Genomic DNA, 21,290 nt, shown 5'->3' with positions numbered 1-21,290 from the left:
GGGCCTGTTCGGTGGAGCAGATGGAGCAGATGGAGCGGACCGGCTCGGTTGAGCCGGTCGGTGCATGGCCGGACCCGAGGGGCCCGGCCACGCGCGAGGTCACTCGAAGAGCGCGTTGACCTTGTCGTTCGCCTCGGTGAACGCCTCGGGACCGACCGATCCCTTGAGGTAGGCCTCGATGGTCGCGGTCATGGTGTCGTTGACGTCGGACCAGTGGTCGGCGATCGGCAGGAGCTTCGTGGTGCCGTCGGATACCTGCACGGTGAAGGCGCTGATGTCCCAGCCCTTGTCGGCGAACGCCTGCTCGGCGAGCTCCGTCGACGACTTGATAGCGGGGAACACGACGGCCGACTCGGCGACGACGTCCTGGCAGTCGGTCGAGGCGAGGTACTTCACCCACGACCAGGCCGCGTCGGGGTTCTTGGTCCCGGCCCAGATGCCATCGGAGAGGCCGTTGAAGAGGCTGGCGCGGGCGCCGTCGACGCCGGCCGGGGTCGGGAAGACCTTGGTGGCGACGTCGTCCTGGCCGAGGTAGGAGGTGTTCATCCAACTGCCGTCGGTGACGAGGGCGTACCGGCCGGCCAGGTAGCCGTTCAGCGGGTCCTGCTCCGACAGGGCGATGTCGACGCTCGGCATGTAGCCCTGATCGATGAGGCCCTTGTACCAGGCCATGGTGTCGACGAACTCGGGCGCGTCGAAGTTCCACGACGTGGTCCACGGGGTCTGGTCCCCGAAGTACCACTCGTTGCTGAGCGCGTAGGGCGCCCACGTCTGCTGGCCGCTCGCGTTGAGGCCGTTTCCGCTGAGCGCGAGGCCATACGTCGCGACGTGCGCCTTGTCGAAGCCGGCCTCGTCACCGCGGACACCGTTCTCGTCGATGGTGAGGTGCGCGACGAGTTGCTCGAACGTGCCGCCGTCGGTGGTGTTCCAGGCGAGGTCGGTGAGTTGGCCGGCGGTGTATCCGGCGTCGGTGAGCATCTGCTCGTTGTAGAAGGTCGCGACGGTGTCGAAGTCCTTCGGGAGGCCGTAGCGTCCGCCGTCCTGTCCGACCCAGAGGTCGGCGAGGCCATCCTGGTAGATGCCGAGGTCGATCCCGTCGGCTTCGACCTTGTCGGAGAGGTCGAGGAGCTGGCCCTGGGAGACAAACTCGGGGAAGTACGAGAGGTGGTCGGCGAAGACGTCGGGCGCGGTGCCCGAGGCGAACCCGGTGGTCAGGCCCTGCCAGTAGTCGGCCCAGCCGTACTGCTCGATCTTCACGGTGACGCCCGATTCGGCTTCGAAGTCGTCGGCGCACTGCTGGTAGGCGGGCTGCTGGTTCGTGTCCCACAGCCAGTAGGTGATCGTCTCGGCCGAGGCATCCGAGCCGCCGTCGCCCGCTGCAGAGCAACCGGCGAGGACGAGGGGGGCGACTGCGGCGACCGCTGCGACCGCGACGGCGCGGCGCATGCGAGGTGCGTTTCGCATTGATGGACCTTTCTGGTGATCGGTGGTGCGTTTCGATGGACGGGCCGCGCGAGGACGCGGCCCGGGGTGGAGGATCGAGGCCGTTACTTGATGCCGGAGTAGCCGAGGTTGTCGATGAGCTTCCGGCCGAAGGCGACGAACAGGATGAAGACGGGGAGCGCGGCGATGAGGGTTCCGGCCATGAGGCCGGCCCAGTCGGGGCCGGTCTGCGGGGTCTGCGATCGGAAGATGCCGAGCGCGACGGTGAGAACGCGGGATTCGTCGGCCCGGCCGACGAGCAGCGGCCAGAAGTACTCGCCCCAGGCGGTGATGTAGGTGAGTAGCCCGAGGGTGAAGATCGGGGTGGTCGACATCGGCAGGATGATGCGGAAGAAGATCCGGATGTGTCCGGCGCCGTCGATCTTCGCGGACTCCTCGACCTCTCGGCTGATGCCGAGGAAGAACTGTCGCATGAAGAAGATCGCGAACGGCGTCATGAAGAAGAACGGCAGGATGATGCCGGCGAGCGTGTTCAGGAGTCCGAGGTCGCGGATCAGGATGAAGTTCGGCAGCTGGACGAAGATCGGCGGGATCATGAGCGCGGTCAGGAAGAGGAAGAAGACGGCGTCGCGGCCCTTCCACTCGAGTCGAGCGAACGCGTACGCCGCCATCGAGGAGAAGAACACCTGGCCGACGGTGATCACGGTCGCGACGATGACCGAGTTCCGCAGGTAGAGCCAGAAGTCGATCGAGCCGGTCGTGCCGCCTTCGGCAGCGGCCTCCTCCGGGGTCGCGAGCCCGAACACGCGCTCGAACGCGCCCCAGGTGAAGTCGACGGGCAGCAGGCTGCCCGGGTTCGAGTACAGCGCGGTGTTCGTCGAGAGGGCGGTGCGGAGCATCCAGTAGAAGGGGAAGAGCGTCACGATCAGGAGGACCACGAGGGCGGTCCAGGCGAGGATCCGCCCGACGCTCGGTCGGCGGCGGCGCGGCGGCCGCCGCGTGGTCCGGCCGTGCGGGCCGACCTCGTCGGCGACGGTCGCGTGGGTGTCGACCATCGGGGTGACGTCACCATTGAGCAGGGTCATTCGAGTGTCCTCAGGCCAGGTCGGATTGGTTGGAGCGCATGATCTTCAGCTGGAAGTACGCGATGAGCGCGAGCACCACCAGGAGGAAGACGGAGAGCGCGGAGGCGTACCCGAGATCGAACTTCTCGAAGGCCTGCTGGTAGATGTAGTAGTAGATGACCCGGGTCGAGTTGATCGGTCCTCCGCCGGTGGTGACGGCGACGGTGTCGAAGATCTGGAACGACCCGACGACGGTGATCACGAGCACGAGCGCGAGCACCGGCCGCAGCAGCGGCAGCGTGATCGAGCGGAACATCCGCGGCTCGGATGCCCCGTCGAGTGATCCCGCCTCGTAGAGCTCCGACGGGATGGTCTGCAGCCCGGCGAAGATGAGCAGCGCGGTGTAGCCGACGAATCGCCAGACGTTGATCAGCGCGATGGTGGGGATTGCGAGGGCCTCGTCGCCGAAGAACGCGACGCGGTCGCCGCCGAGCCAGTCGATGAACACGTTGATGATGCCGGTCGAGTAGTCCATCATCCAGAACCAGACGAGGGCGACGACCACATTCGCCACCAGGTACGGCAGCAGGATGATCCCGCGGATCACGGCGGACCGGGTGAGCCGGTGCATCAGCACCGCGATGCCGACGGCGAGGACCGTCTGCACGCCGATGTTGATCACGACGTACTCGAGCGTCACCCAGAGCGCGTTCCAGAACAGTTCGTCTTGGAACATCCGCTCGTAGTTCGCGGTGCCGATGAACTCGCCACCGCCGATCAGGTTCTGGTCGGTGAAGCTGAACCAGATACCGCGGATGGCGGGGATGAGGAAGAAGGCGACGAAGCCTATGGCGGCGGGGGCGATGAAGAACAGGGCGACCCGGAGGTCCCCGCGGCGTCGCCGGGACCGCTTCGCGGCTCCCGGTGCGATCGGGACGAGGGCTCGGGTAGCGGTCATGGCAGCCGCACCGCCTTCACGAGGACGGCTTCGTCGACATTCATGGCAGGGAACGGCAGCCCGATGTCCGCGAGAAGCGCCCCGCTGAATTCGACCCCGCTCGCCCACCACGTCGGATGGATCTGCGGGACGAACGCGTCACGGGCCCTCGGCCCGTCGGGAACGACACGATAGGTGCGGTCGCGGTCGAGTCCCGGCAGCCGCACCCGTCCCGCCGGCCACGTGACGTGCCGGTCGCGGAGGGTGACCGAATACAGCGCCTCGCTGCGGTCCGGGCGGACCGCACCGTGCAACCAGAGGTCGCCACCCTCAAGGGAGCGTCGGTGCACGGTGCCGGTGTGCACCAGGTCGCGGACCTCGCGGTAGTAGGCGACCCACTCGCCGAGGAGAGCACGCTCAGCCGCGGTCGCCTCGGCGAGGTTCCACTCGATGCCGAAGTGCCCGAAGAGCGCGGTCGCGGCCCGGAACGGCAGGTCGAGACGCCGGCCGGTGGTGTGAGCGCGATCGGCGCCCACGTGACTGCCGACCAGTTCCGGCGGGAGGAGCTGCGCCGTCCACCGCTGGATCTGCTGGCGCTCGTGCGCGTCGATGCAGTCGGAGGCCCAGACCCGATCGGTGTGCTCGAGGATCCCGAGATCGACGCGCGCACCGCCGGAGGAGCACGACTCGATCTCCAGCGCAGGGAACGTGCGGCGGATCTCGTCCATGAGTCGGTAGGTCGCGAGCGTCTGCTCATGCACGCCGGCATGGCCGGTTCGCGTCGAGCCGGCGTCGATGAGATCGCGATTGTGGTCCCACTTGAGGTAGTCGATGCCGTACTCCGCGACCAAGTGAGAGATCTGGTCGCGGAGGTGCGCGTACGCCCCCGGATGCGTGAGGTCGAGGACCTGCTGTTTGCGTGCCTCGACGGGAAGCCGCCCCGGCACCTGCAGCAGCCAGTCGGGATGCGAGCGTGCGAGGTCGGAATCGGGGTTCACCATCTCAGGCTCGAACCAGAGCCCGAACTGCATCCCACGCGACCTGACGGCCTCGACCAGGCGAGCAAACCGGCCCTCTCCCCAGACCTCCTCCGACAGCGTCCAGTCGCCGAGGCCCGACGTGTCGTCGCGCCGCGTCGAGAACCATCCGTCGTCGAGCACGAACCGCTCGACGCCGACTCCAGCCGCGAGGTCGGCGAGTTCGGTCAGCCGATCGAGGTCCTGGTCGAAGTAGACCGCCTCCCACACGTTCATTACGACGGGCCGCGGAGTCTGCGGGTGCGACGGGCGTGCACGGAGGTACTCGTGGAAGCGCGCGGCGACGGCATCGTGACCCGCGCCGTACGATGCGTACACCCAGGGCGACTCGTACGCCTCTCCCGGCGCGAGCACGATCTCGCCCGGCAAGAGCAGTTCACCCCCGAGCAGGAGCCGCTCGCCTGAGAACGCGCGCTCGGCGACGAGTCGGTGGTTGCCACTGAAGGCGACGTGGATGCCCCACCCCTCGCCCGAGGCGAAGTCGAGGTCAGTCGTGCCGGCCGTGAGCAGGGTCGCCGCATCGGCGCCGGTGCGTCCGTGACGCCCCTCGCGGAGGTGGCTGCCGACGGTGAAGGCGCGCTGCTGGGGCACGCGCTCCTTGCCCCAGCGACCGGCGAGGTCGTGGAGGACATCGGCGCGGGTCGGCACGGGCAGCGCGAGCTGCAGTCCCTCGACCCAGTACCCGGACGCCCCGACGTTCCGCACGGCGGCGCGGAGGCGCACGAGGCCGCTCGCCTCCTGCTGGATGTCCAGTCGAAGCTCGAGCCCGGCCTCGCGGTCCTCCGCGTCGATGACGATCGAGCCACCTTCGCCAGCGCGTTGTTCGTCGACGGAGATCGTGACCGGGACGAACTTCGGCGACCAATCCCGACCGCCGCGATGGCCGGCCAGGCCGACCGTGCCGGTCCACCCCGTCCAGCCCTCGGGCAGGATCGACACGCTCACGCCGCGATCGACGCCGTTCGTCGCGAGCGGCGCACGCGACGCCTGCTCGAGGAGTCGGAGCTCGCGCTCATCGAGGTCACCGGGGTCGGCGCCCCAGTGCAGGACGACCGGAAGCGCGTCCGTCGGGAACGCGAGGATCAGGGCGGCGCCGGAAGCGGCGAGCCGGACGATGGACGGCCATGCCGCCGATGCGTTGATCGGGTCCCGGTCGACAGTCGTGATACTCAAGCCTCATTGCCTCTCCGCGTGCCCGGCGATGGGCATTCTGCAAACGTTGGTCAGACGGTAGCATGCGGAAACTGCGTTCTGCAAACGTTGGTCAACGAGAGTTCAGGAGTGAGTGAGATCGCAGAGCGAGGGCGGTCAGGGATTCACTGCCGCGCTGCTCTCGCGGATGACCAGCCGCGGCCGTGCGGTCGAGTCACCGGGCCGCTCCCCCGTGGCCAACCAGGCTTCGAGCTGGCCGAAAGTCCGACGCCCGAGATCGGTGAAGTCCTGAGCGACCGTCGTGAGCGCGGGCGACCACATCTGCGCGAACGGCTGGTCGTCGAACCCGATGATGCTCACCTCGTCGGGAATACGCCGGCCGCGCTCCTGGTAGGCCCGGGCGACGCCGATCGCGACCTCGTCGTTGCCGCAGAGGATCGCCGTGACATCCGGATCGTCGACGAGTCGCTGCGCGGCGTCGTATCCCGACGTCGGCGAGTACTCCGCGCGGATGATCGGCGGCACCTCGGCCCCGGCGTCCTCCAACGCCTGCAGCCAGCCCCACTCACGGCCGCTGCGCGCCCGCGTCGACGGAATCGCGACGTGGTGGACCGTGCGATGCCCGAGGCCGAGCAGGTACTCAGTCGCCTCACGACCACCCGCGGCATCATCGAGGAAGGCGTGCGGTCGAGCACTCCCCTCCCGGATCGCGCCGGCCGCCGCGACGACCGGCAGTGCCTCGGGCAGTGCGTCGAGGGTGGCGCTGCCGACCTCGTCGAACTCGATCACGATGGCACCGGCGAGCGGCTGCGACATGACCGAGTTGACCGCCCGCGCGATCTCCTGCGGGTCGATCGACTCGATCACCGCGATCAGCACCACGTACCCCGACGCGCGCGCCGCCTCCTCGATGCCCTGCAGCGTCGCCGCGTAGCCGAAGCGCGCCGTATTCCTGGCGAGCACCGCGATCGTTCGAGCGCTTCCCGCTGACCAGCGTTTGGGCCGCCGCGTTCGGGCGATAGTCGAGCTCCTCGACCGCGGCCATGACCTTCGCCCGGAGCTTCTCGCTCACCGGCGTGCGACCCGTGATCACGCGTGACACCGTGGAGAGGCTGACGCCGGCCTTCGCGGCGACGTCGACGAGTCCTGGCATACGTTGGTCGAGAGTCACGAGAGCAGGATATCGACGCGAGCACCGCGGAGGACGCGCACGCGCAGCGCTGGGAAATGACGAAGGCCCGGTCTGAATCAGACCGGGCCTTCGTGCCACTTGGTTGCGGGGGCAGGATTTGAACCTACGACCTCTGGGTTATGAGCCCAGCGAGCTACCGAGCTGCTCCACCCCGCGGCACAAGAAGAAACTCTAGCACGGCATTCGGGCGCCTCCAAATCGAGCCCGCGACCACTCCCCGAGGCATCCCGATCCAGTTTGTAAGGATTCTTTTGTAAATAGTCCTTCCATATCCGTCGGATTCTCGATACGTTCTCCGAAACCACCCGCGTCCGAGGGCCACGAGCCTGCCGGGCGCCGCCGGCGATCGGAACCATCGCACCACCGCACCCATGCAACGACGCTCGATGCGAAAGGACCTGATGAGCTCCCAACGATCACTCCCGCGCGCCCTGCGCACGGCCCTGGCCGTCGCCGCGACGGCCGCGACGGCCGCTGCCCTCCTCGGCGCGGCTGCCCTCCCGGCCCAAGCCGCCGCCGGCGGCAACGGCAACGGCAACGGCGGCAACTCCGGTAAGGCCGGCAAGCCCTCCCCTGCCCCGGCCGCCGCGCCGGGCCTGAACGGCTACCGCTCCGTCGGCTACCTCATGGCCGACGCCCCCGTCACCCGCGGCTTCGAGGTCGCCGACCTCGTCGCCACCGGCGCGATCGACGACCTCACGCACCTGAACTACGCGTTCGGCAACGTGACGAGCGACCTCGTGTGCGACATCCTCGACGTGCCCGGCGAGGGCGACGCGCAGAACGACTTCCTGCGCCTCGTGCCCGCGGCGGACTCGGTCGACGGGGTCGCCGACTCCCCCACCCAGGCGCTGGCGGGCAACTTCAACCAGCTCCGCGAGCTCAAGGCGAGGCATCCCGACATCGAGGTGCTCGTCTCGCTCGGCGGCTGGACCTGGTCGGATCACTTCTCCGAGGCGGCGTCGACCGCCGAGGGGCGCGCGCGCCTGGTCGAGAGCTGCGTCGACCTGTACCTGCGCGGCGACCTCCCCGTCATCGACGGGAAGGGCGGCGACGGCGCGGCCGCGGGCGTCTTCGACGGCATCGACATCGACTGGGAGTGGCCGGTCACCGGCGGCGAGACCACGAACGCCCGGCCGGAGGACAGGGAGAACTTCCTGCTGCTGATGGAGGCGTTCCGCACCGCCCTCGACGACCTCGGCGCGGAGACGGGTGAGGACTACCTCCTGACGGCGTTCGCGCCGGCCGGCGGCTGGAACGCGGGCCAGGGCGGATGGCTCGACCCGCGCCTGTTCGCCGCGGTCGACTTCCTGAACGTGCAGGGCTACGACTTCCACGGCGGCTGGGTGCCGAACCAGACGGGCCACCAGGGCAACCTGCACCCCGACGGCGACCACAACTGGGGCCTCGGCCTCGACGGCGCGGTCGGCATGTACGAGGCCGCCGGCGCCGACCCGTCGCAGCTGAACGCGGGCCTCGCGGCCTACGGCCACGGCTGGTACGGCGTGACGGATGGCTCGTCCGGCTGGCAGCCCGCCGCGGGCTACGTCGGCACGAAGACGTACGCCCAGCTCCGCACGCTCGGCACCGCCCACTTCGACCCCGTCATCGGCGCCTCGTGGCGCTACGACGGCGACCAGTGGTGGAGCTACGACGACCCCGCCTCGGTGAACGCCAAGGCGGAGTGGGTCGCCGAGCAGGGCTACGGCGGCGCGATGTGGTGGGACCTCTCGGGCGACTACCGGAACGAGCTCGGCGGCACGCTGGGCGCCACGCTGCGGGCGGCGGCTCCCGGCCCGCTGTCGGATGCCTCGTGCGCGGCGCCGTGGTACGCCACCGCGGTGTACACGGCCGGCGACGTGGTGTCGTTCGGCGGCGTCGAGTACCGGGCGAAGTGGTGGACCCGCAACCAGGCGCCCGGCGACGCGCGCGGCCCGTGGCAGGCCATCGGCGGATGCGGCACCGCACCCGCTCCCGTCCCGGTGGCCTGCGCGCCCGCCTGGGACGCCGCGACCGTCTACGTGTCGGGCGACCGCGTGAGCCGGGCCGGGGTGACCTACGTCGCCCAGTGGTGGACGAAGGGCGAGCGCCCAGGCACCGTCACGTGGGGCGCGTGGGACGTGGTCGGCCCCTGCCGCTGATCCCGCCCGACCGACGGTGGCCGGCCCGCTGCGCGGGCCGGCCACCGGCGTGCACGGGATCGTGGCGGTCACCGCTCCGCGTTGACCGCCACGATCTCGATGCCGAGCGGGATCCACTTCGTGTCGGGCCATCCGTACATGCCGTCCTCGAGTGGCACGACGGCCGGGAAGATCCGCCACGGCAGCCGGTAGTGCTCCTCGAATTCCTCGACCGCGAGGCCGGCGGCGCGGAGTGCGCCGAGAGTCTCGGAGAGCGGATGCGTCCATTCCCACGTGCGGGCGTGGGCGATCGAGGCATCCGCGTCGGCGTAGTCGCTCGGGTCGTCGAGCACGTCGGGGCCGTCGGACACGTAGGGGAACCGCACGGCCGGCAGGCCGGCGTCCGCGTCGGGCTTCCCGTCGTAGTCGAAGATCCACGCCGTGGGGTGGCCGTCGGCGAAGTAGAGTCGCCCGCCGGGCTTCAGGAACCACGCGACGATGCGCGCCCACTCGGCGACGTCGGGCAGCCAGCCGATGGTGCCCCACGTCGTGAAGACGAGGTCGAACCCCTCGGGGTCGGGCAGCATGTGCCTGGCGTCGTAGACGTTCGCCTGGATGAAGCGGGCACGGTCGGCGAGGCCGAGCTCGGTCGCCGTGCGTCGCGCCTCCTCGATGGCAGGCTCCGAGAAGTCGATGCCGACGACCGTGGCGCCGAGGTTCGCGAGCGACAGCGTGTCGGAGCCGAAGTGGCACTGCAGGTGCAGGATGCGCACGCCCTCGAGCCCGTCCGGGAACAGCCGCGCGATGCCGGCCGCAGCGATCGGGTCGAGCTGGCTGCCGCCGGCCCGGAGGGACGCACGGTCGTACATCTCGCTCGCCACGTGCACCGGGACGCGGTCGTCCCAGTTCGCGCGGTTGTCGTCGAGCCAGTCGCCCGACCGCAGGTCGACGGTCACTGGCCCGTGCCGCTCCCGTCGGTCGTGCCCTCGGTGCCGGTCGTGCCCTCGGTCGTCGAGCCCTCGTCGGCGAGCACGACGAGCTCCGAGATGATCTCGGCCAGCTCGGCGTCGGCCGCGCCGTACGCCGCCCAGTTGCCCTCCGCGAGCGCCTGCTGCTTGTTCGCGAGCGCCTGCTTGGCGCGGTTGAGCAGCGCCTGCAGCTCGGAGTTCTGCGCCGGCTGGTCGGTCGGCGGCACCTGCTCGCCGGTGTCCGGGTCGACGGTGGGCTCCTCGCCCGGCTCCACCTGGTTGTCGCCGGCCGCCGCACCCGAGTCGCCGCCGAACAGCACGTTCAGCGCCTCGTCGAGCGTGTCCTGGAACGCGATCTGGTCGCCGAAGGCGACGAGCACCTTCTGCAGCAGCGGGTAGCTGGTGCCACCGGTCGAGCGCACGTAGACGGGCTGCACGTAGAGCAGGCCGCCGCCGACGGGCACGGTGAGCAGGTTGCCGTTGATCACGTCGGACTGGCCCTGCTTCAGCAGGTTCAGCGACGCCGACACCGTCGGGTCGGAGTTGAACGTGTTCTGCACCTGGCCGGGACCGGGCACGTTGTCGTCCTCGGGCAGCGACAGGAGCCTGAGCTTGCCGTAGCCGTCCGCGCGTTCGCCCTTCGTGGTGCCGGCATCGGAGTCGACGGCGAGGTAGCCGCGCAGCACGTTGCGGCTCTGCTCGCCCCGCGACTCGGGGATGAACGTCGAGTACAACGAGTACGACGGGGCGTCCTGGCCCGGCATCTGCATCGTCAGGTAGTACGGCGGCTGCAGCAGGGTGCTGTTCTGCGCGGCCGTCGGGTCCTTCGGCGTGGTCCACGCGTCCTCGCGGGAGTAGAAGGACCCCGCGTCGGTGACGTGGTAGCGGCCGAGCACGGCGCGCTGCACCTTGAAGAGGTCCTCGGGGTAGCGCACGTGGCTCATGAGGTCGCCCGACATGTCGCTCATCGGCTTGAGCGTCGACGGGAACACCTTCTGCCAGGTCTGCAGGATCGGGTCCTCGTCGTCCCACGCGTAGAGGGTGACGGAGCCGTCGTACGCGTCGACCGTCGCCTTCACCGAGTTGCGGATGTAGTTGACCTCGTCGAACGCGAGCTGCGGGGCGAGGCCCTCGCTGTCGGCGATCGCCTCGCTCATGCTGACCTTGTTCGAGTACGGGTACTGGTCGGTCAGCGTGTAGCCGTCGACGATCCAGACGACGCGGCCGTCGACGACCGACGGGTAGGTGTCGCTGTCGAGGGTGAGGTAGGGCGCGACCTTCTGCACGCGCTCGACCGGGTCGCGGTCGTACAGGATCTGCGAGTCGGTGTTCACGGCGTCGGAGAGGAAGATCTGCTCCGACTGGAACTTCAGCGCGTAGATCAGCTTCGTGAACGCGTTGTCGAGCTTCGGCCCGCCGTCGCCGTCGAAGGTCGTGTAGGTCTGCTCGCCGCTGTCGCCGCCGGCCGGGTAGTCGAGCTCGACCTTGTCGCCGCCCTCCGGGCCGCCGACGATCGAGTAGGCCGGCGAGTTCTCGCCGAAGTAGACGCGCGGCTGGAAGTCGCCGAGCGCACCCGTGGAGGGGATGCCGGACTGCAGGAACACGGGCTGGCCGTCGGCCGAGCGCTGGTTGCCGGCCGCCGCCACGAGCCCGTAGCCGTGGGTGTAGACGATGTGCGAGTTGTACCAGGTGCTCGCGTCGTTCAGGCCCTCGAGGTTCACGTCGCGGATCGCGACGACCGTGTCCTGCGTGCCGCCCTCGAGCTGGTAGCGGTCGACGTCGAGGTCGTCGGGGAACTGGTAGTACTGCCGGTACTGCTCGAGCTGGCGGAACGCCGGGCCGATGACGGCCGGGTCCATGAGCCGGATGCTCGCGGTGGTCTCCGCGTCGGCGCGGAGCGCGCCGGGCTCGGCGTCGGTCTTCGCCTCGTACGGGATCTCCTCGATGTCCGCGACCCCGTAGGCGTCTCGGGTGAGGTCGATGTTCCGCTGGATGTACGGCGCCTCCAGCGCACGCTCGCTCGGGTCGACCTGGAAGCGCTGGATGATCCACGGGTAGAGGCTGCCGATGAGCAGGCTCGAGATGATGAGCAGCACCGTGCCGACGAGGGGCAGGCGCCAGCGCCCGATGATCGCGGTGATGAAGAAGAGGATGGCGACGGCGGCTGCGATGGCGGCGAGGATGCCCCGACCCGGGATGATCGCGTTCACGTCGGTGTACGCGGCACCGGTGATGAGCGAGCCCGTCTCGCTCACGGTGGCGTACTGGTCGAGCCAGATGCTGACGGCCTGGAGCAGCAGGTAGATGCCGACGGTGATCGCGATCTGGATCCGCGCGGCCTTCGCGATCACGATCTCGCGACCCGAGATGCGGATGGCCCCGTAGAGGTAGTTCGTCGCGATCACGAGCAGCGCGGACAGCAGCACCACGGCCGACGCGAAGCCGACGATCGAGCGGTAGAACGGCAGCTCGAACACGTAGAAGCCGACGTCGAAGCCGAACTGCGGGTCGTACTCGCCGAACGGCGTGCGGTTCAGCCAGGTGAGCGTGAGCTCCCAGCGGCTCGCCGTGGAGACGCCGGCGAAGATGCCGAGGACGGCGGGGATGCCGTACATGGCGAGGCGGCGCAGGGGCTCGAAGACCTCCTGGTACCGGTCGAGCTGGCTGTTCAGCTTCGCGTAGACCGGCCGGGTGCGGTAGGCGATGTTGATCGACAGCCACACCGGCACCGCCATCGCGGCGAAGCCGACCAGGAACAGCACGATGCGGGCGATCCACTCGGTGGTCAGCACGTCGAGGAATCCGAGCTGGTCGAACCAGAGCACCTCGGCGTACAGTCCCGCGAACGCGAAGAACCCGATCACGAAGACCGCCACCACCCCGATCGTGATCAGGATGGGCGCACGGCGCCGTGGAGCCCTCTGCTGCTGCGTCTCAGTTGACAACTCTCGGCCTCATGTTCGGTCGGGACGGGATCGGGAATCAATCCTAGGCGGGCGCGGCTCGGAAAGGTCCCAGCGGACGTTCAGCTTGCGACGCACGTCGGGAAGGCTCCGAGGTCGTCGCCGCTGCCCGCCGCCTCGACGATCGCGCGAGCCTCGTCGAGGTCGGAGACGGCGAAGACCTGCAACCCGTCGGGCACGTTGCCGACGACCTCGTCGCAGTTGTCGGCCGGCGCCAGGAACCACTCGGCGCCCGCGTCCTTCGCGCCCCACAGCTTCTGCCGGATGCCGCCGATCGGGCCGACCTCGCCGTCGGCGTCGATCGTGCCGGTGCCGGCGACGATGTCGCCGCCCGTCATCGCGCCGGGCGTGAGCTTGTCGACGATGCCGAGCGCGAACATCATGCCCGCGCTGGGGCCGCCGACGTCGTCGAGCCGGATCTCGACGTCGATCGGGAACTCGTAGTGCATCCGCACTCCGACGCCGATCACCGTGGTGCCGTCCTGCTCCTCGGGCGTGACCTCGACGACCTGCTCGACGCCGTCGCGCACGATCAGGAACCGGCCCGGGGCATCCGTGCCGTTGTCGGCGATCGCGGCGCGGAGCTCGTCGACGGAGTGCACGGGCGTGTCGTTGACCGCCTCGATCACGTCGCCCTCCTCGATGACGCCGTCGGCGGGTGAACCGTCGAGCACGCTCGAGACCGTGACGTCGCGAGGGAAGTCGTACCCGAGCTCGATGAGCGCCGCGGCGATCGCCTCCTGCTGCGAGTCGACCATGTCGGCGGTGTTCTGCTCGTCGCGCTGCTCCTGGGTGACGCCCGGCGGGTAGACCGCCTCGACCGGGACGGCCGACCGCGTGCGGTCGAACCAGGCCGCGACGACCTCGAACCAGTTCGGCGTGCGGCCGGGGCTGCCGTAGATGCTGACCGTGAGCAGGTTGAGCTCGCCGCTCGTCGGGAAGGTCTCGGCGTCGGGGATGTCGATCAGCGGGATCTCCTCGCCGTCGTGCTCCGTCGTGCCCAGGGTGTCGTAGACGGGCCCGGGCTGCTCGATGACGTACGGGGACGGCAGCAGCGCGAACACCACGCCGATGACGATCGCGACGACGAGGAACCAGCGCCCGACGCGCTCGCGCAGCGGACGGCGCGGGGCCGGCGGCTCGTCGCGCCAGCGGGGGTCTTCGGACAGCGGGGTGTCGTCGTCGAAGATGCTCAACCCTGTCCTCTCGGCGATGCCGGCGCGCCTCCGGTGCTGTTCGCGACGGGCGGACAGCCGGAAGCCCCAGCCTAGGCCATTTCCCAGCGCCGGAGCCGGTGGGCGGGGTTAGCGTTGGAGGACACCTAGGAGAGGCGGCGGCAGTGGCCGAAGACGACGACCGCGACCGGAATCCCGAGGACGAGTTCCGCGACATGCTGCGGGAGCTGCTCTCGGGCTCGGGCGGCATCGACCCGTCGCGCCTGGCCGGCGCGGCCGGACTGCCCGACGACCCGGCGAGCATCGCCGCCCTGTTCGGCCAGCTCCAGCAGGCCATGCAGCAGCAGGGCGACGGGATCGACTGGTCGGCCGCGCTCCGCCAGGGCGAGCAGCGCGCCGCCGCAGGCCAGGTGCAGGTGTCCGACGAGGAGCGCGCCCGGATCGGGCAGGCGCTCCAGGTCGCCTCGCTCTGGCTCGACGAGGCGGTCGACGTGACCTCCCTGCCGGCGCCCGCGGAACTCCTCACCCGTCGCGCGTGGGTCGCGGCGACCATGCCCGTCTGGACCCAGCTCGCGGAGCCGGTCGCGACGAGCATCGCCGACGCCCTCACCCGCGTGATGACCGAGCAGGCCCCCGAGGAGATGCGCGGCATGATCGCCGGCGCCAGCCGGATGATCCGCGGCGTCGGCGGCGCGCTGTTCGCCATGCAGCTCGGCCAGGTCGTCGGGGAACTGGCGACCGAGGTCGTCTCCGGCGGCGACATCGGCATCCCCCTCGTGGAGGACGGCCACGCCGCGATCCTGCCGCAGAACGTCGCCGAGTTCGGCACCGACCTCGAGATCCCCGCCGACCAGGTCGAGCTCTACCTCGCGGTGCGCGAGCTCGCGCACGCGCGCCTCTTCCGGCACGCGCGCTGGCTGCGGCTCCACGTGATCACCGCGATCACGGCGTTCGCACGAGGCATCGACATCGACACCGAGCGCCTCGAGGAGCTCGCCGAGGGCTTCGACCCGTCGAACACCGAGGCCCTCCGCGACGCGGTGGCATCCGGCGCGCTCATCAGCCCGCGCAGCCAGTCGCAGCAGGACGCGCTCGACCGGCTCGAGACGATGCTCGCCCTCATCGAGGGCTGGGTCGACGTCGTCACCGCCGACGCGACCGAGCGCCTGCCGAAGGCCGCGCAGGTCGGCGAGACGATCCGCCGGCGCCGCGCGTCGGGCGGGCCCGCCGAGTCGGCGCTGGCGACGCTCGTCGGCCTCGAGCTCCGCCCGCGCCGCCTGCGCGATGCGGCAGCGATGTGGCGGAAGGTCACCGAGGCGGTCGGCATCGAGGGGCGCGACGCGCTCTGGGGCCACCCCGACCTGCTGCCCACCGCGGCCGACCTCGACGACCCGGCCGCCCTCATCGCCCGGCTCACCGGCTCCGACGAGGCCGAGGCGATCGCCGAGGACGAGTTCGACCAGGCGCTCGAGGACCTGCTCCGCGGCGACATGCCGGCCGCGCCCGGCGAGGACGGCGAGGAGCCGCCCAAGCCGGCGAGCTGAACGGCTGCGCGGGCCCTCGCGGGCCGGCGAGTCGCCGGCCCGCGACGCCTCGCTCCGGCGACGGCCGCCGCCCTGTGGATGGTTCGCCCACCGCGACGACCCCGTGGGGCAGGCTCGCCGCATGGCCCCGCGCATCGACCCGTCCGTCCCGCTCGTGTGGCGCACGCCGACGCAGCTCCAGCTCGGCGCGCCCGACGCGCTCGTGCTGCTCGACTCCCCCGGCGACGCCGTGCTCCAACTGATCGCCCTGCTCCGGCACGGGGCATCCGACGCCACCGTCCACGTGCTCGGCGACGGGCTCGGCCTCGACGATGCGGCCGTCGACGACCTGCTCCGCCGCGTCGCGCCCGCCCTCGAACCCGCGACCGACCCATCCGCCGCGGCGCCCGCGCTCGTCGCCGTCGACGGCGCCGGGTCGGTGGTCGACGCCGTCGCCGACGCGCTCCGCGAGCTCGGCCACCGGGTCGTGGCCGTCGACGACGCCCGTCCCGGTGAGGTCGCGGCGGTCGTGCTGTTCGCCACCTGGGCCGTGCCGTCGTCGGCCCACCGGCCCTGGCTCGCCGCCGACATCCCGCACCTGGCGGTGATCCGCACCTCGGCGGGCGTCGCCGTCGGTCCGTTCGTCTCAGCCGACGACGGGCCCTGACTGCGCTGCGTCGACCTCGGACGGAGCGACGCGGATGCCGCGTGGCCGGCGATCGCCGCGCAGCTCGCCGGCCGCCCGCTGCCGCCGATGGGCGTCCGCCTTCGTCACGACACGGTCGCCGCGGTCGTCGCCGCGGTCGACGACCGGCTCCGCACCGGGGCATCCGACCTGCGCGGGAGCGCCCTCGTCATCGCCCCCGGCGGGCGGCGGATCCAGCCGATCGAAGCGCATCCGGCGTGCGGATGTCGAGCTCCCGGAGGAATCGCGACGGCTCCCGCTCCCCGCGCTGGCCGCCGAGTCGTGCCGCCCAGCTCAGCGACAGCCGTCGCCGCGCTCGGGTGATGCCGACGTACAGCAGCCGCCGTTCCTCGTCGATCGCGTCGAGCCCCTTCGCGTAGGCGATGGGCAGGAGCCCCTCGCTGAGGCCGACGAGGTGCACCTCGTCCCACTCGAGGCCCTTCGCCGAGTGCAGCGTCGCGATCGTGACCGACTCCACGGTCGGCTCGTGGTGCGTCTCGGCTCGCGTGCGCAGGTCGTCGGCGAAGCGCCGGAACGACGTGTCGGGCGGCGCGTCGTCGACGAGCCGGGCGATGGCGTTCAGCGACTCCCACCGGCCGCGCACCGCGCCCGGTCCCTCCGGCGGCTGCGCCGACCAGCCGATGCCGCGTAGCACGTCGCTCACCGACTTGAACAGCGGCTCGTCGACCGGCGCGACCGCGGCGGCCCGCAGCGCGTGCACCGCCTCCTTCACCTCGGGGCGGTCGAAGAAGCGCTGCGCCCCGCGCACCCGCACCGGCACGGATGCCTCGGCGAGCGCCTGCTCGTGGATGCCGGTCTGCGAGTTCACCCGCACGAGCACGGCGATCGACTCGGGCTTGACGCCGGCGTCGATGCGCGCCCGGATCGCGGCGGCCACGCCGCGCGCCTCGGCGAGCTCGTCGGGGTATGCGGTCGCCGTGGGTTCGGGCATCCGCTCCGCCGCACGCTCGCGCACCGCGTCCGCCTCCGGCGCCGCCTCCAGGCGGAGCGCCCCCTCGCGGCCCCGCATGAGCCGGTTGGCGAGCGCGACGATCGGCTCCGACGACCGGTAGTTGCGCTCGAGCCGCACGACTGCGGCACCCGGATGCCGCCGCTCGAACCCGAGCAGGAACCCGGCGGACGCACCGGCGAACGTGTAGATGGTCTGGCTCGCGTCGCCGACGACGCACAGGTCGCGGCGATCGCCGAGCCAGAGCTCCAGCAGGTGCTCCTGCGCCGGCGAGACGTCCTGGTACTCGTCGACGACGAAGTGCCGGTACTGCTCGCGCACCTGCATCGCGACCGCCGGCTCCGACTCGATCATGCCCGCAGTGGCGAGGAGCACGTCCTCGAAGTCGAGCATCCGCCGCTCGTCCTTCAACGACTCGTACGCGGCGATGAGGTCGAGGTGCTGCTCGACGGTGAGGTCGCCGGGCGCCCCCCGCGACGTGACCCGGGCCTCGTACTCGGGCATGCCGAGCAGCGAGACCTTGCGCCACTCGATCTCGGCGGCGACGTCGCGCAGGGTCGCCGTGTCGACCCGCACCTTGGCCCGCTCGGCGGCCTGGCCGAGCAGCCGGCCCTTGAAGTCGAGGATCTGCGGCGCCGAGCCGCCGACGACGATCGGCCAGAAGTGGTTCAGCTGCGCGAGCGCGGCCGCGTGGAAGGTGCGAGCCGGCACCCGGCCGGCGCCGAGGACGTGCAGGCGGGAGCGGAGCTCGGCCGCGGCCCGTGCGGTGAACGTGATCGCCATGACGCGGGCCGGGTCGTACGACCCCGACGCCACCCCGTACGCGATGCGATGCGTGATCGCCCGGGTCTTGCCGGTGCCGGCGCCCGCGAGGATGCAGACCGGCCCCGAGAGCGACTCGGCCGCGACGCGCTGCGCCTCGTCGAGGCCCGCGAGGAGCGGGTCGGCCGACGCGGTCACGGCGTGCCGCCGATCACCGTGCCGCCGATCACTCTGTCGCCGATCACGACGTCGTCCACGGGGCATCCGAGTCGATGGGTCCGCCGTACCAGCGCTCGAGCAGCCAGCGCGCGATCGACGTCGCGCCCGGCAGCACGACCTCGCCGCGCGCGGCGTCGAGCTCGTCGCGGCTGAACCAGCGGAGCTCGAGGATCTCCTCGCCGTCGGGGCGGGCCGTCGCGGGCGACGCACCCGCCGCGACCCGGGCGGTGAAGCCGAGCATCAGGCTCGCCGGGAACGGCCATGGCTGCGAGCCGGCGTACGCGACACGGTCGACGGCGAGCCCAGCCTCCTCGGCGATCTCGCGCACGACCGCGGCCTCGAGCGACTCCCCCGGCTCGACGAAGCCGGCGAGCACCGAGTAGCGCTGCTGCTCCCACATCGCGTTCGACCCCAGCAGCACGCGCTCGTCGTCGTCGGTGACGAGCACGATCACCGCGGGGTCGGTCCGGGGGAAGTGCAGGCTGTCGTCGACCTCGCACCGCCGAACCCAACCCGACTGCTCCACCCGCGTCGCGGCGCCGCATCGTGGGCAGCGCGGGTGCCGTTCGTGCCAGTTCGCGAGCGCGACCGCCGTCGCGGCGAGCGCGCCCTCCCCGTCGGCCAGCGTCTCGGCCGCGGCCCGGAGCGGCGCCCAGCGCGCGGCCTCCGGCTCGAGCGCGTCGGCCTCGTCGGCGCCGAACACGCGGAACTCGACCGGGTGGCCGTCGACGCGCCCGAGGTATCCGCGCAGCCGTGCGGCCGGAAGGCCCGCCGGCGCGCGCAGGTCGAGGGCGGGAGCGGAGCCGTCGACGCGTTGCGCCAGCAGCACCCGACCGTCGCGGACGGCCACCACCCGGGCCGACGGATCGGCATCGAAGGACGCCTCACGACCGGTCGCCGAGCGGCCGACGTCGTCGCGGTCGAACACGCCGCGGGCGAGCGGCGGGGCTGACGGTTCGGGCATGACCACCTCTCGTCACGTCGCAGCCGGAGTCCGCGGGAAGGCGTGGCGGTCGGCTGCGCAGCGCGGAACCCTGCTTAAGCTGTGTGCCATGGCCAGACCTCCACTCACTCTAGCCGCGTTGGCCACGGCGGCGGTGCCCGGACTGGAGGTCCGCGCCGCCGGTTCGCACAGCCGGCGCAGCAACGGCGGCTACGACGCCGTCCGCCTCCAGGCCGTCGACGGCCGGGAGCTGCTCATCCGCGCTCCGCGCTCGCAGGCGGCCGAGTCGGAGCAGTCCGCCGACCTCGTCGCACTGCGCTCCCTGACCGCCGGCGTGCGGTCGCGCCTGCCGTTCGCGGTGCCCGAGGTCGTGGGCCAGGCGCCCATCGACGGCACCCGCGCCGTCGTCACCGGGTTCGTGCCGGGCGTGCATGCGAGCGCCGACGAGCTGACCGGCCGATCGCGGCTCGCCGAGTCGGTCGGCCTGGCGATCGCGGCCATCCACCAGCTCCCGGCGGGCTTCATCGCCGACGCCGGCCTCCCGCGGCGCACCGCGGGCGGCTGCCGCGAGGCGGTCGTCGAGGTCATCGACCGGGCCGCCGACACCGGCCGGCTCCCCGCGGCGATCCTCCGCCGATGGGAGGAGGCGACCGACGACGACGCGCTGTGGCGATTCCAGCCGACGGTCGTGAACGGCACGCTCTCGGCCGACTCGATCCTGGTCGACGCCGAGCGCGTCACCGGGGTGATCGGCTGGTCGGGCCTGTCGGTCGGCGACCCCGCGAACGACCTGCACTGGCTGCTCACCTCGCGTGGCGAGCACGCCGAGCGCGCGCTCGAGGCCTACACGGTCGCCCGCGAGGGCGGCGCCGACGCGCACCTCGCCCAGCGGGCGCTGCTCTACGGCGAGGTCGAGCTCGCGCGGTGGCTGCTGCACGGCGTCGAGCAGCGCGACTCGTCGATCGTCGACGACGCCGTGAACCTGCTCGACGGGCTCGCGTCGAGCGTGCACGACCGGTCGAGCGAGCCGCTCTCCCCCGACACCGGGCCGATCATGACGGTGTCCGACGTCGAGGAGATGCTCGACCGCACTCCCCGTGAGCACCGGCTCCGCGAGGCGGGCGGCGCGATGCTCACCGACAGCTACGACTTCGCCGACCTCGCGCGCGGCCGCCACGCGTTCGACGAGCATGCCGCCGTCGGCGACGCGACCGCGCCCATCCCGCTCGACCTGAGCGACTGGGGCGACGCGGCACCGGCCGACGCCGCACCGGCCGACGCGGCGCCCGCCGACACGACGCCCGTCGAGCCCGCGCCCGCCGACCGCGAGATCGGGTCCGGCCCTCAGGCCGAGCCGACCCGCTCCGCCGTCTCCCCCACCGGTCCTGCGCCCAACGGCCCTGCGCCCACCGGCCCTGCGCCCGCAGGTTCCGCGGCCGCCGATCCCGCCGCCGCGACCGCCGAGGCCCAGGCCCGCCGGATCGCCGATTCGTCGTAGAGCTCGTCGGGCCGGATGACCCGGTCGTCCTCGACGAAGTAGAAGACCGCGTCGATCTCCTCCGCCGGGATGCCGGTCCACGCCGAGTACGCCAGCCGGTACAGCGCGAGCTGCGTCTGCTTCAACTCGAGGTCGCGGGCGTCGCGCGGCGCCCGCCCGGTCTTCCAGTCGACGACCTGGTGGCGGATGCCCCGCTGCCCGAGCTCCGAGCCCGGGTCGACGTCGTAGACCGCGTCGATCTTGCAGATGAAGACGTGCTCGTCGATCGGCAGGTGCAGTTCGAGCTCCACCGCCGAGGGCCGGCGCGACCCCCACTCGGATGCCTCGAACGTCGCCTGCAGCGCCCGCATCCGGGCCGCACCCGCCTCGCCGAGATGCGCGTCGTCCGCTGCGGCGGCGCCGAGCGCCGACGGCTCGCCCGAGTCGTCGGAGAACGCGAGCGCGTCGACCAGGTCGAGCGCGTCCAGCGCGGCGGCCTCGCCCTCGCCGGTCGCGCGATGCTCGACCCAGCGATGGAACAGCGTGCCGAGCCGGGTCGCGCGGAACGGGCGCTGCGGCATGGGCCGGGCGAGGTCCGCGGCCACCGCGGCCGGGTCGTCGACCCAGTCCTTGAACCGCGACGCGGGCACGCGCGCGGGG

General features: G+C 71.5%; 14 protein-coding genes, 1 tRNA gene and 2 pseudogenes. 4 read left to right on the top strand and 13 right to left on the bottom strand.

Annotated features, from left to right (window positions below; genetic code table 11):
* Positions 1-99 precede the first annotated feature (99 nt).
* The 7 genes and pseudogenes from ACGGZK_RS10940 to ACGGZK_RS10910 form a co-directional block, all read right to left on the bottom strand.
* Positions 100-1,446 carry an ABC transporter substrate-binding protein gene (locus ACGGZK_RS10940; RefSeq protein WP_395242690.1) on the bottom strand — a complete coding sequence of 449 codons (1,347 nt, stop codon included), beginning with the start codon at positions 1,444-1,446 and terminating at the stop codon, positions 100-102.
* A 101-nt stretch (positions 1,447-1,547) separates the two neighbouring features.
* The gene (locus ACGGZK_RS10935; protein WP_395246069.1) at positions 1,548-2,498 is read right to left on the bottom strand and encodes a carbohydrate ABC transporter permease; all 951 of its coding nucleotides are present in this window, start codon (positions 2,496-2,498) and stop codon (positions 1,548-1,550) included.
* A gap of 40 nt (positions 2,499-2,538) precedes the next feature.
* Positions 2,539-3,465 carry a carbohydrate ABC transporter permease gene (locus ACGGZK_RS10930; protein ID WP_395242689.1) on the bottom strand — a complete coding sequence of 309 codons (927 nt, stop codon included), beginning with the start codon at positions 3,463-3,465 and terminating at the stop codon, positions 2,539-2,541.
* On the bottom strand, positions 3,462-5,654 hold the full coding sequence (locus ACGGZK_RS10925) for an alpha-galactosidase (protein WP_395242688.1): 2,193 nt from the start codon (positions 5,652-5,654) through the stop codon (positions 3,462-3,464). The genes ACGGZK_RS10930 and ACGGZK_RS10925 overlap by 4 nt, the downstream gene beginning before the upstream one ends.
* Before the next feature lie 135 nt (positions 5,655-5,789).
* Entirely contained in the window at positions 5,790-6,596 is an 807-nt protein-coding gene (locus ACGGZK_RS10920; protein ID WP_395242687.1) for a substrate-binding domain-containing protein, read from the bottom strand.
* 106 nt (positions 6,597-6,702) lie between these two features.
* Positions 6,703-6,786: pseudogene (locus tag ACGGZK_RS10915) on the bottom strand (LacI family DNA-binding transcriptional regulator); the annotation flags it as partial.
* Positions 6,787-6,904: 118 nt separating this feature from the next.
* Positions 6,905-6,981 (bottom strand) — tRNA-Met (locus ACGGZK_RS10910).
* Positions 6,982-7,226: 245 nt separating this feature from the next.
* On the opposite strand from ACGGZK_RS10910, the gene ACGGZK_RS10905 reads away from it, so the two are divergent.
* Positions 7,227-8,966 (top strand): glycosyl hydrolase family 18 protein, encoded by a 1,740-nt coding sequence (locus tag ACGGZK_RS10905; protein WP_395242686.1) that lies wholly within the window; start codon positions 7,227-7,229, stop codon positions 8,964-8,966.
* A gap of 68 nt (positions 8,967-9,034) precedes the next feature.
* On the opposite strand, the gene ACGGZK_RS10900 is transcribed toward ACGGZK_RS10905, so the two are convergent.
* From ACGGZK_RS10900 to ACGGZK_RS10890, 3 genes are all read right to left on the bottom strand, one after another.
* Positions 9,035-9,901, bottom strand: a complete 867-nt coding sequence (locus ACGGZK_RS10900; protein ID WP_395242685.1) for a class I SAM-dependent methyltransferase — start codon at positions 9,899-9,901, stop codon at positions 9,035-9,037.
* A complete protein-coding gene (locus tag ACGGZK_RS10895; protein ID WP_395246068.1) occupies positions 9,898-12,810 on the bottom strand; it encodes a UPF0182 family protein in 2,913 nt (970 codons plus the stop codon). Before ACGGZK_RS10895 ends, ACGGZK_RS10900 begins: the two co-directional genes overlap by 4 nt.
* Positions 12,811-12,938: 128 nt before the next feature.
* The gene (locus tag ACGGZK_RS10890; RefSeq protein ID WP_395242684.1) at positions 12,939-14,072 is read right to left on the bottom strand and encodes a PDZ domain-containing protein; all 1,134 of its coding nucleotides are present in this window, start codon (positions 14,070-14,072) and stop codon (positions 12,939-12,941) included.
* Between the two features lie 194 nt (positions 14,073-14,266).
* Between ACGGZK_RS10890 and ACGGZK_RS10885 the strand changes: the two genes are divergently transcribed.
* Together ACGGZK_RS10885 and ACGGZK_RS10880 are read left to right on the top strand one after the other, a co-directional pair.
* Positions 14,267-15,595: a zinc-dependent metalloprotease gene (locus ACGGZK_RS10885; protein ID WP_395246067.1), complete on the top strand. Its 1,329-nt coding sequence runs from the start codon at positions 14,267-14,269 to the stop codon at positions 15,593-15,595.
* A gap of 121 nt (positions 15,596-15,716) precedes the next feature.
* Complete coding sequence (locus ACGGZK_RS10880) at positions 15,717-16,241, top strand: hypothetical protein (protein WP_395242683.1); 525 nt, start codon at positions 15,717-15,719, stop codon at positions 16,239-16,241.
* A 187-nt stretch (positions 16,242-16,428) separates the two neighbouring features.
* Here the strand turns inward: ACGGZK_RS10880 and ACGGZK_RS10875 are convergent, their stop codons facing one another.
* Both ACGGZK_RS10875 and nudC read right to left on the bottom strand, forming a co-directional pair.
* Positions 16,429-18,189, bottom strand: coding sequence for an ATP-dependent helicase (locus ACGGZK_RS10875; RefSeq protein ID WP_395242682.1), 1,761 nt, complete (start codon positions 18,187-18,189; stop codon positions 16,429-16,431).
* 43 nt (positions 18,190-18,232) lie between these two features.
* Positions 18,233-19,174, bottom strand: coding sequence for an NAD(+) diphosphatase (nudC, locus tag ACGGZK_RS10870; protein ID WP_395242681.1), 942 nt, complete (start codon positions 19,172-19,174; stop codon positions 18,233-18,235).
* Between the two features lie 118 nt (positions 19,175-19,292).
* On the opposite strand from nudC, the gene ACGGZK_RS10865 reads away from it, so the two are divergent.
* Positions 19,293-20,651 (top strand): phosphotransferase, encoded by a 1,359-nt coding sequence (locus ACGGZK_RS10865; protein WP_395242680.1) that lies wholly within the window; start codon positions 19,293-19,295, stop codon positions 20,649-20,651.
* A gap of 8 nt (positions 20,652-20,659) precedes the next feature.
* Here the strand turns inward: ACGGZK_RS10865 and ACGGZK_RS10860 are convergent.
* Positions 20,660-21,211: pseudogene (locus ACGGZK_RS10860) on the bottom strand (PD-(D/E)XK nuclease family protein); the annotation flags it as partial.
* Positions 21,212-21,290: the final 79 nt, after the last annotated feature.

The sequence above is a fragment of the Agromyces sp. MMS24-K17 genome, from assembly GCF_043950245.1.
Lineage (GTDB): Bacteria > Actinomycetota > Actinomycetes > Actinomycetales > Microbacteriaceae > Agromyces.
Note: the sequence above shows the minus strand (reverse complement) of the source record. Positions and strands in the feature narration are given on the sequence as shown.

Bases quoted from the DNA above. Each gene is read 5' to 3' on its own strand.
- ACGGZK_RS10935 (WP_395246069.1), bottom strand. From the start codon at position 2,498: ATGGTCGACACCCACGCGACCGTCGCCGACGAGGTCGGCCCGCACGGC.
- ACGGZK_RS10940 (WP_395242690.1), bottom strand. From the start codon at position 1,446: ATGCGCCGCGCCGTCGCGGTCGCAGCGGTCGCCGCAGTCGCCCCCCTC.
- ACGGZK_RS10880 (WP_395242683.1), top strand. From the start codon at position 15,717: ATGGCCCCGCGCATCGACCCGTCCGTCCCGCTCGTGTGGCGCACGCCG.
- ACGGZK_RS10905 (WP_395242686.1), top strand. From the start codon at position 7,227: ATGAGCTCCCAACGATCACTCCCGCGCGCCCTGCGCACGGCCCTGGCC.
- ACGGZK_RS10885 (WP_395246067.1), top strand. From the start codon at position 14,267: ATGCTGCGGGAGCTGCTCTCGGGCTCGGGCGGCATCGACCCGTCGCGC.
- nudC (WP_395242681.1), bottom strand. From the start codon at position 19,174: ATGCCCGAACCGTCAGCCCCGCCGCTCGCCCGCGGCGTGTTCGACCGC.
- ACGGZK_RS10930 (WP_395242689.1), bottom strand. From the start codon at position 3,465: ATGACCGCTACCCGAGCCCTCGTCCCGATCGCACCGGGAGCCGCGAAG.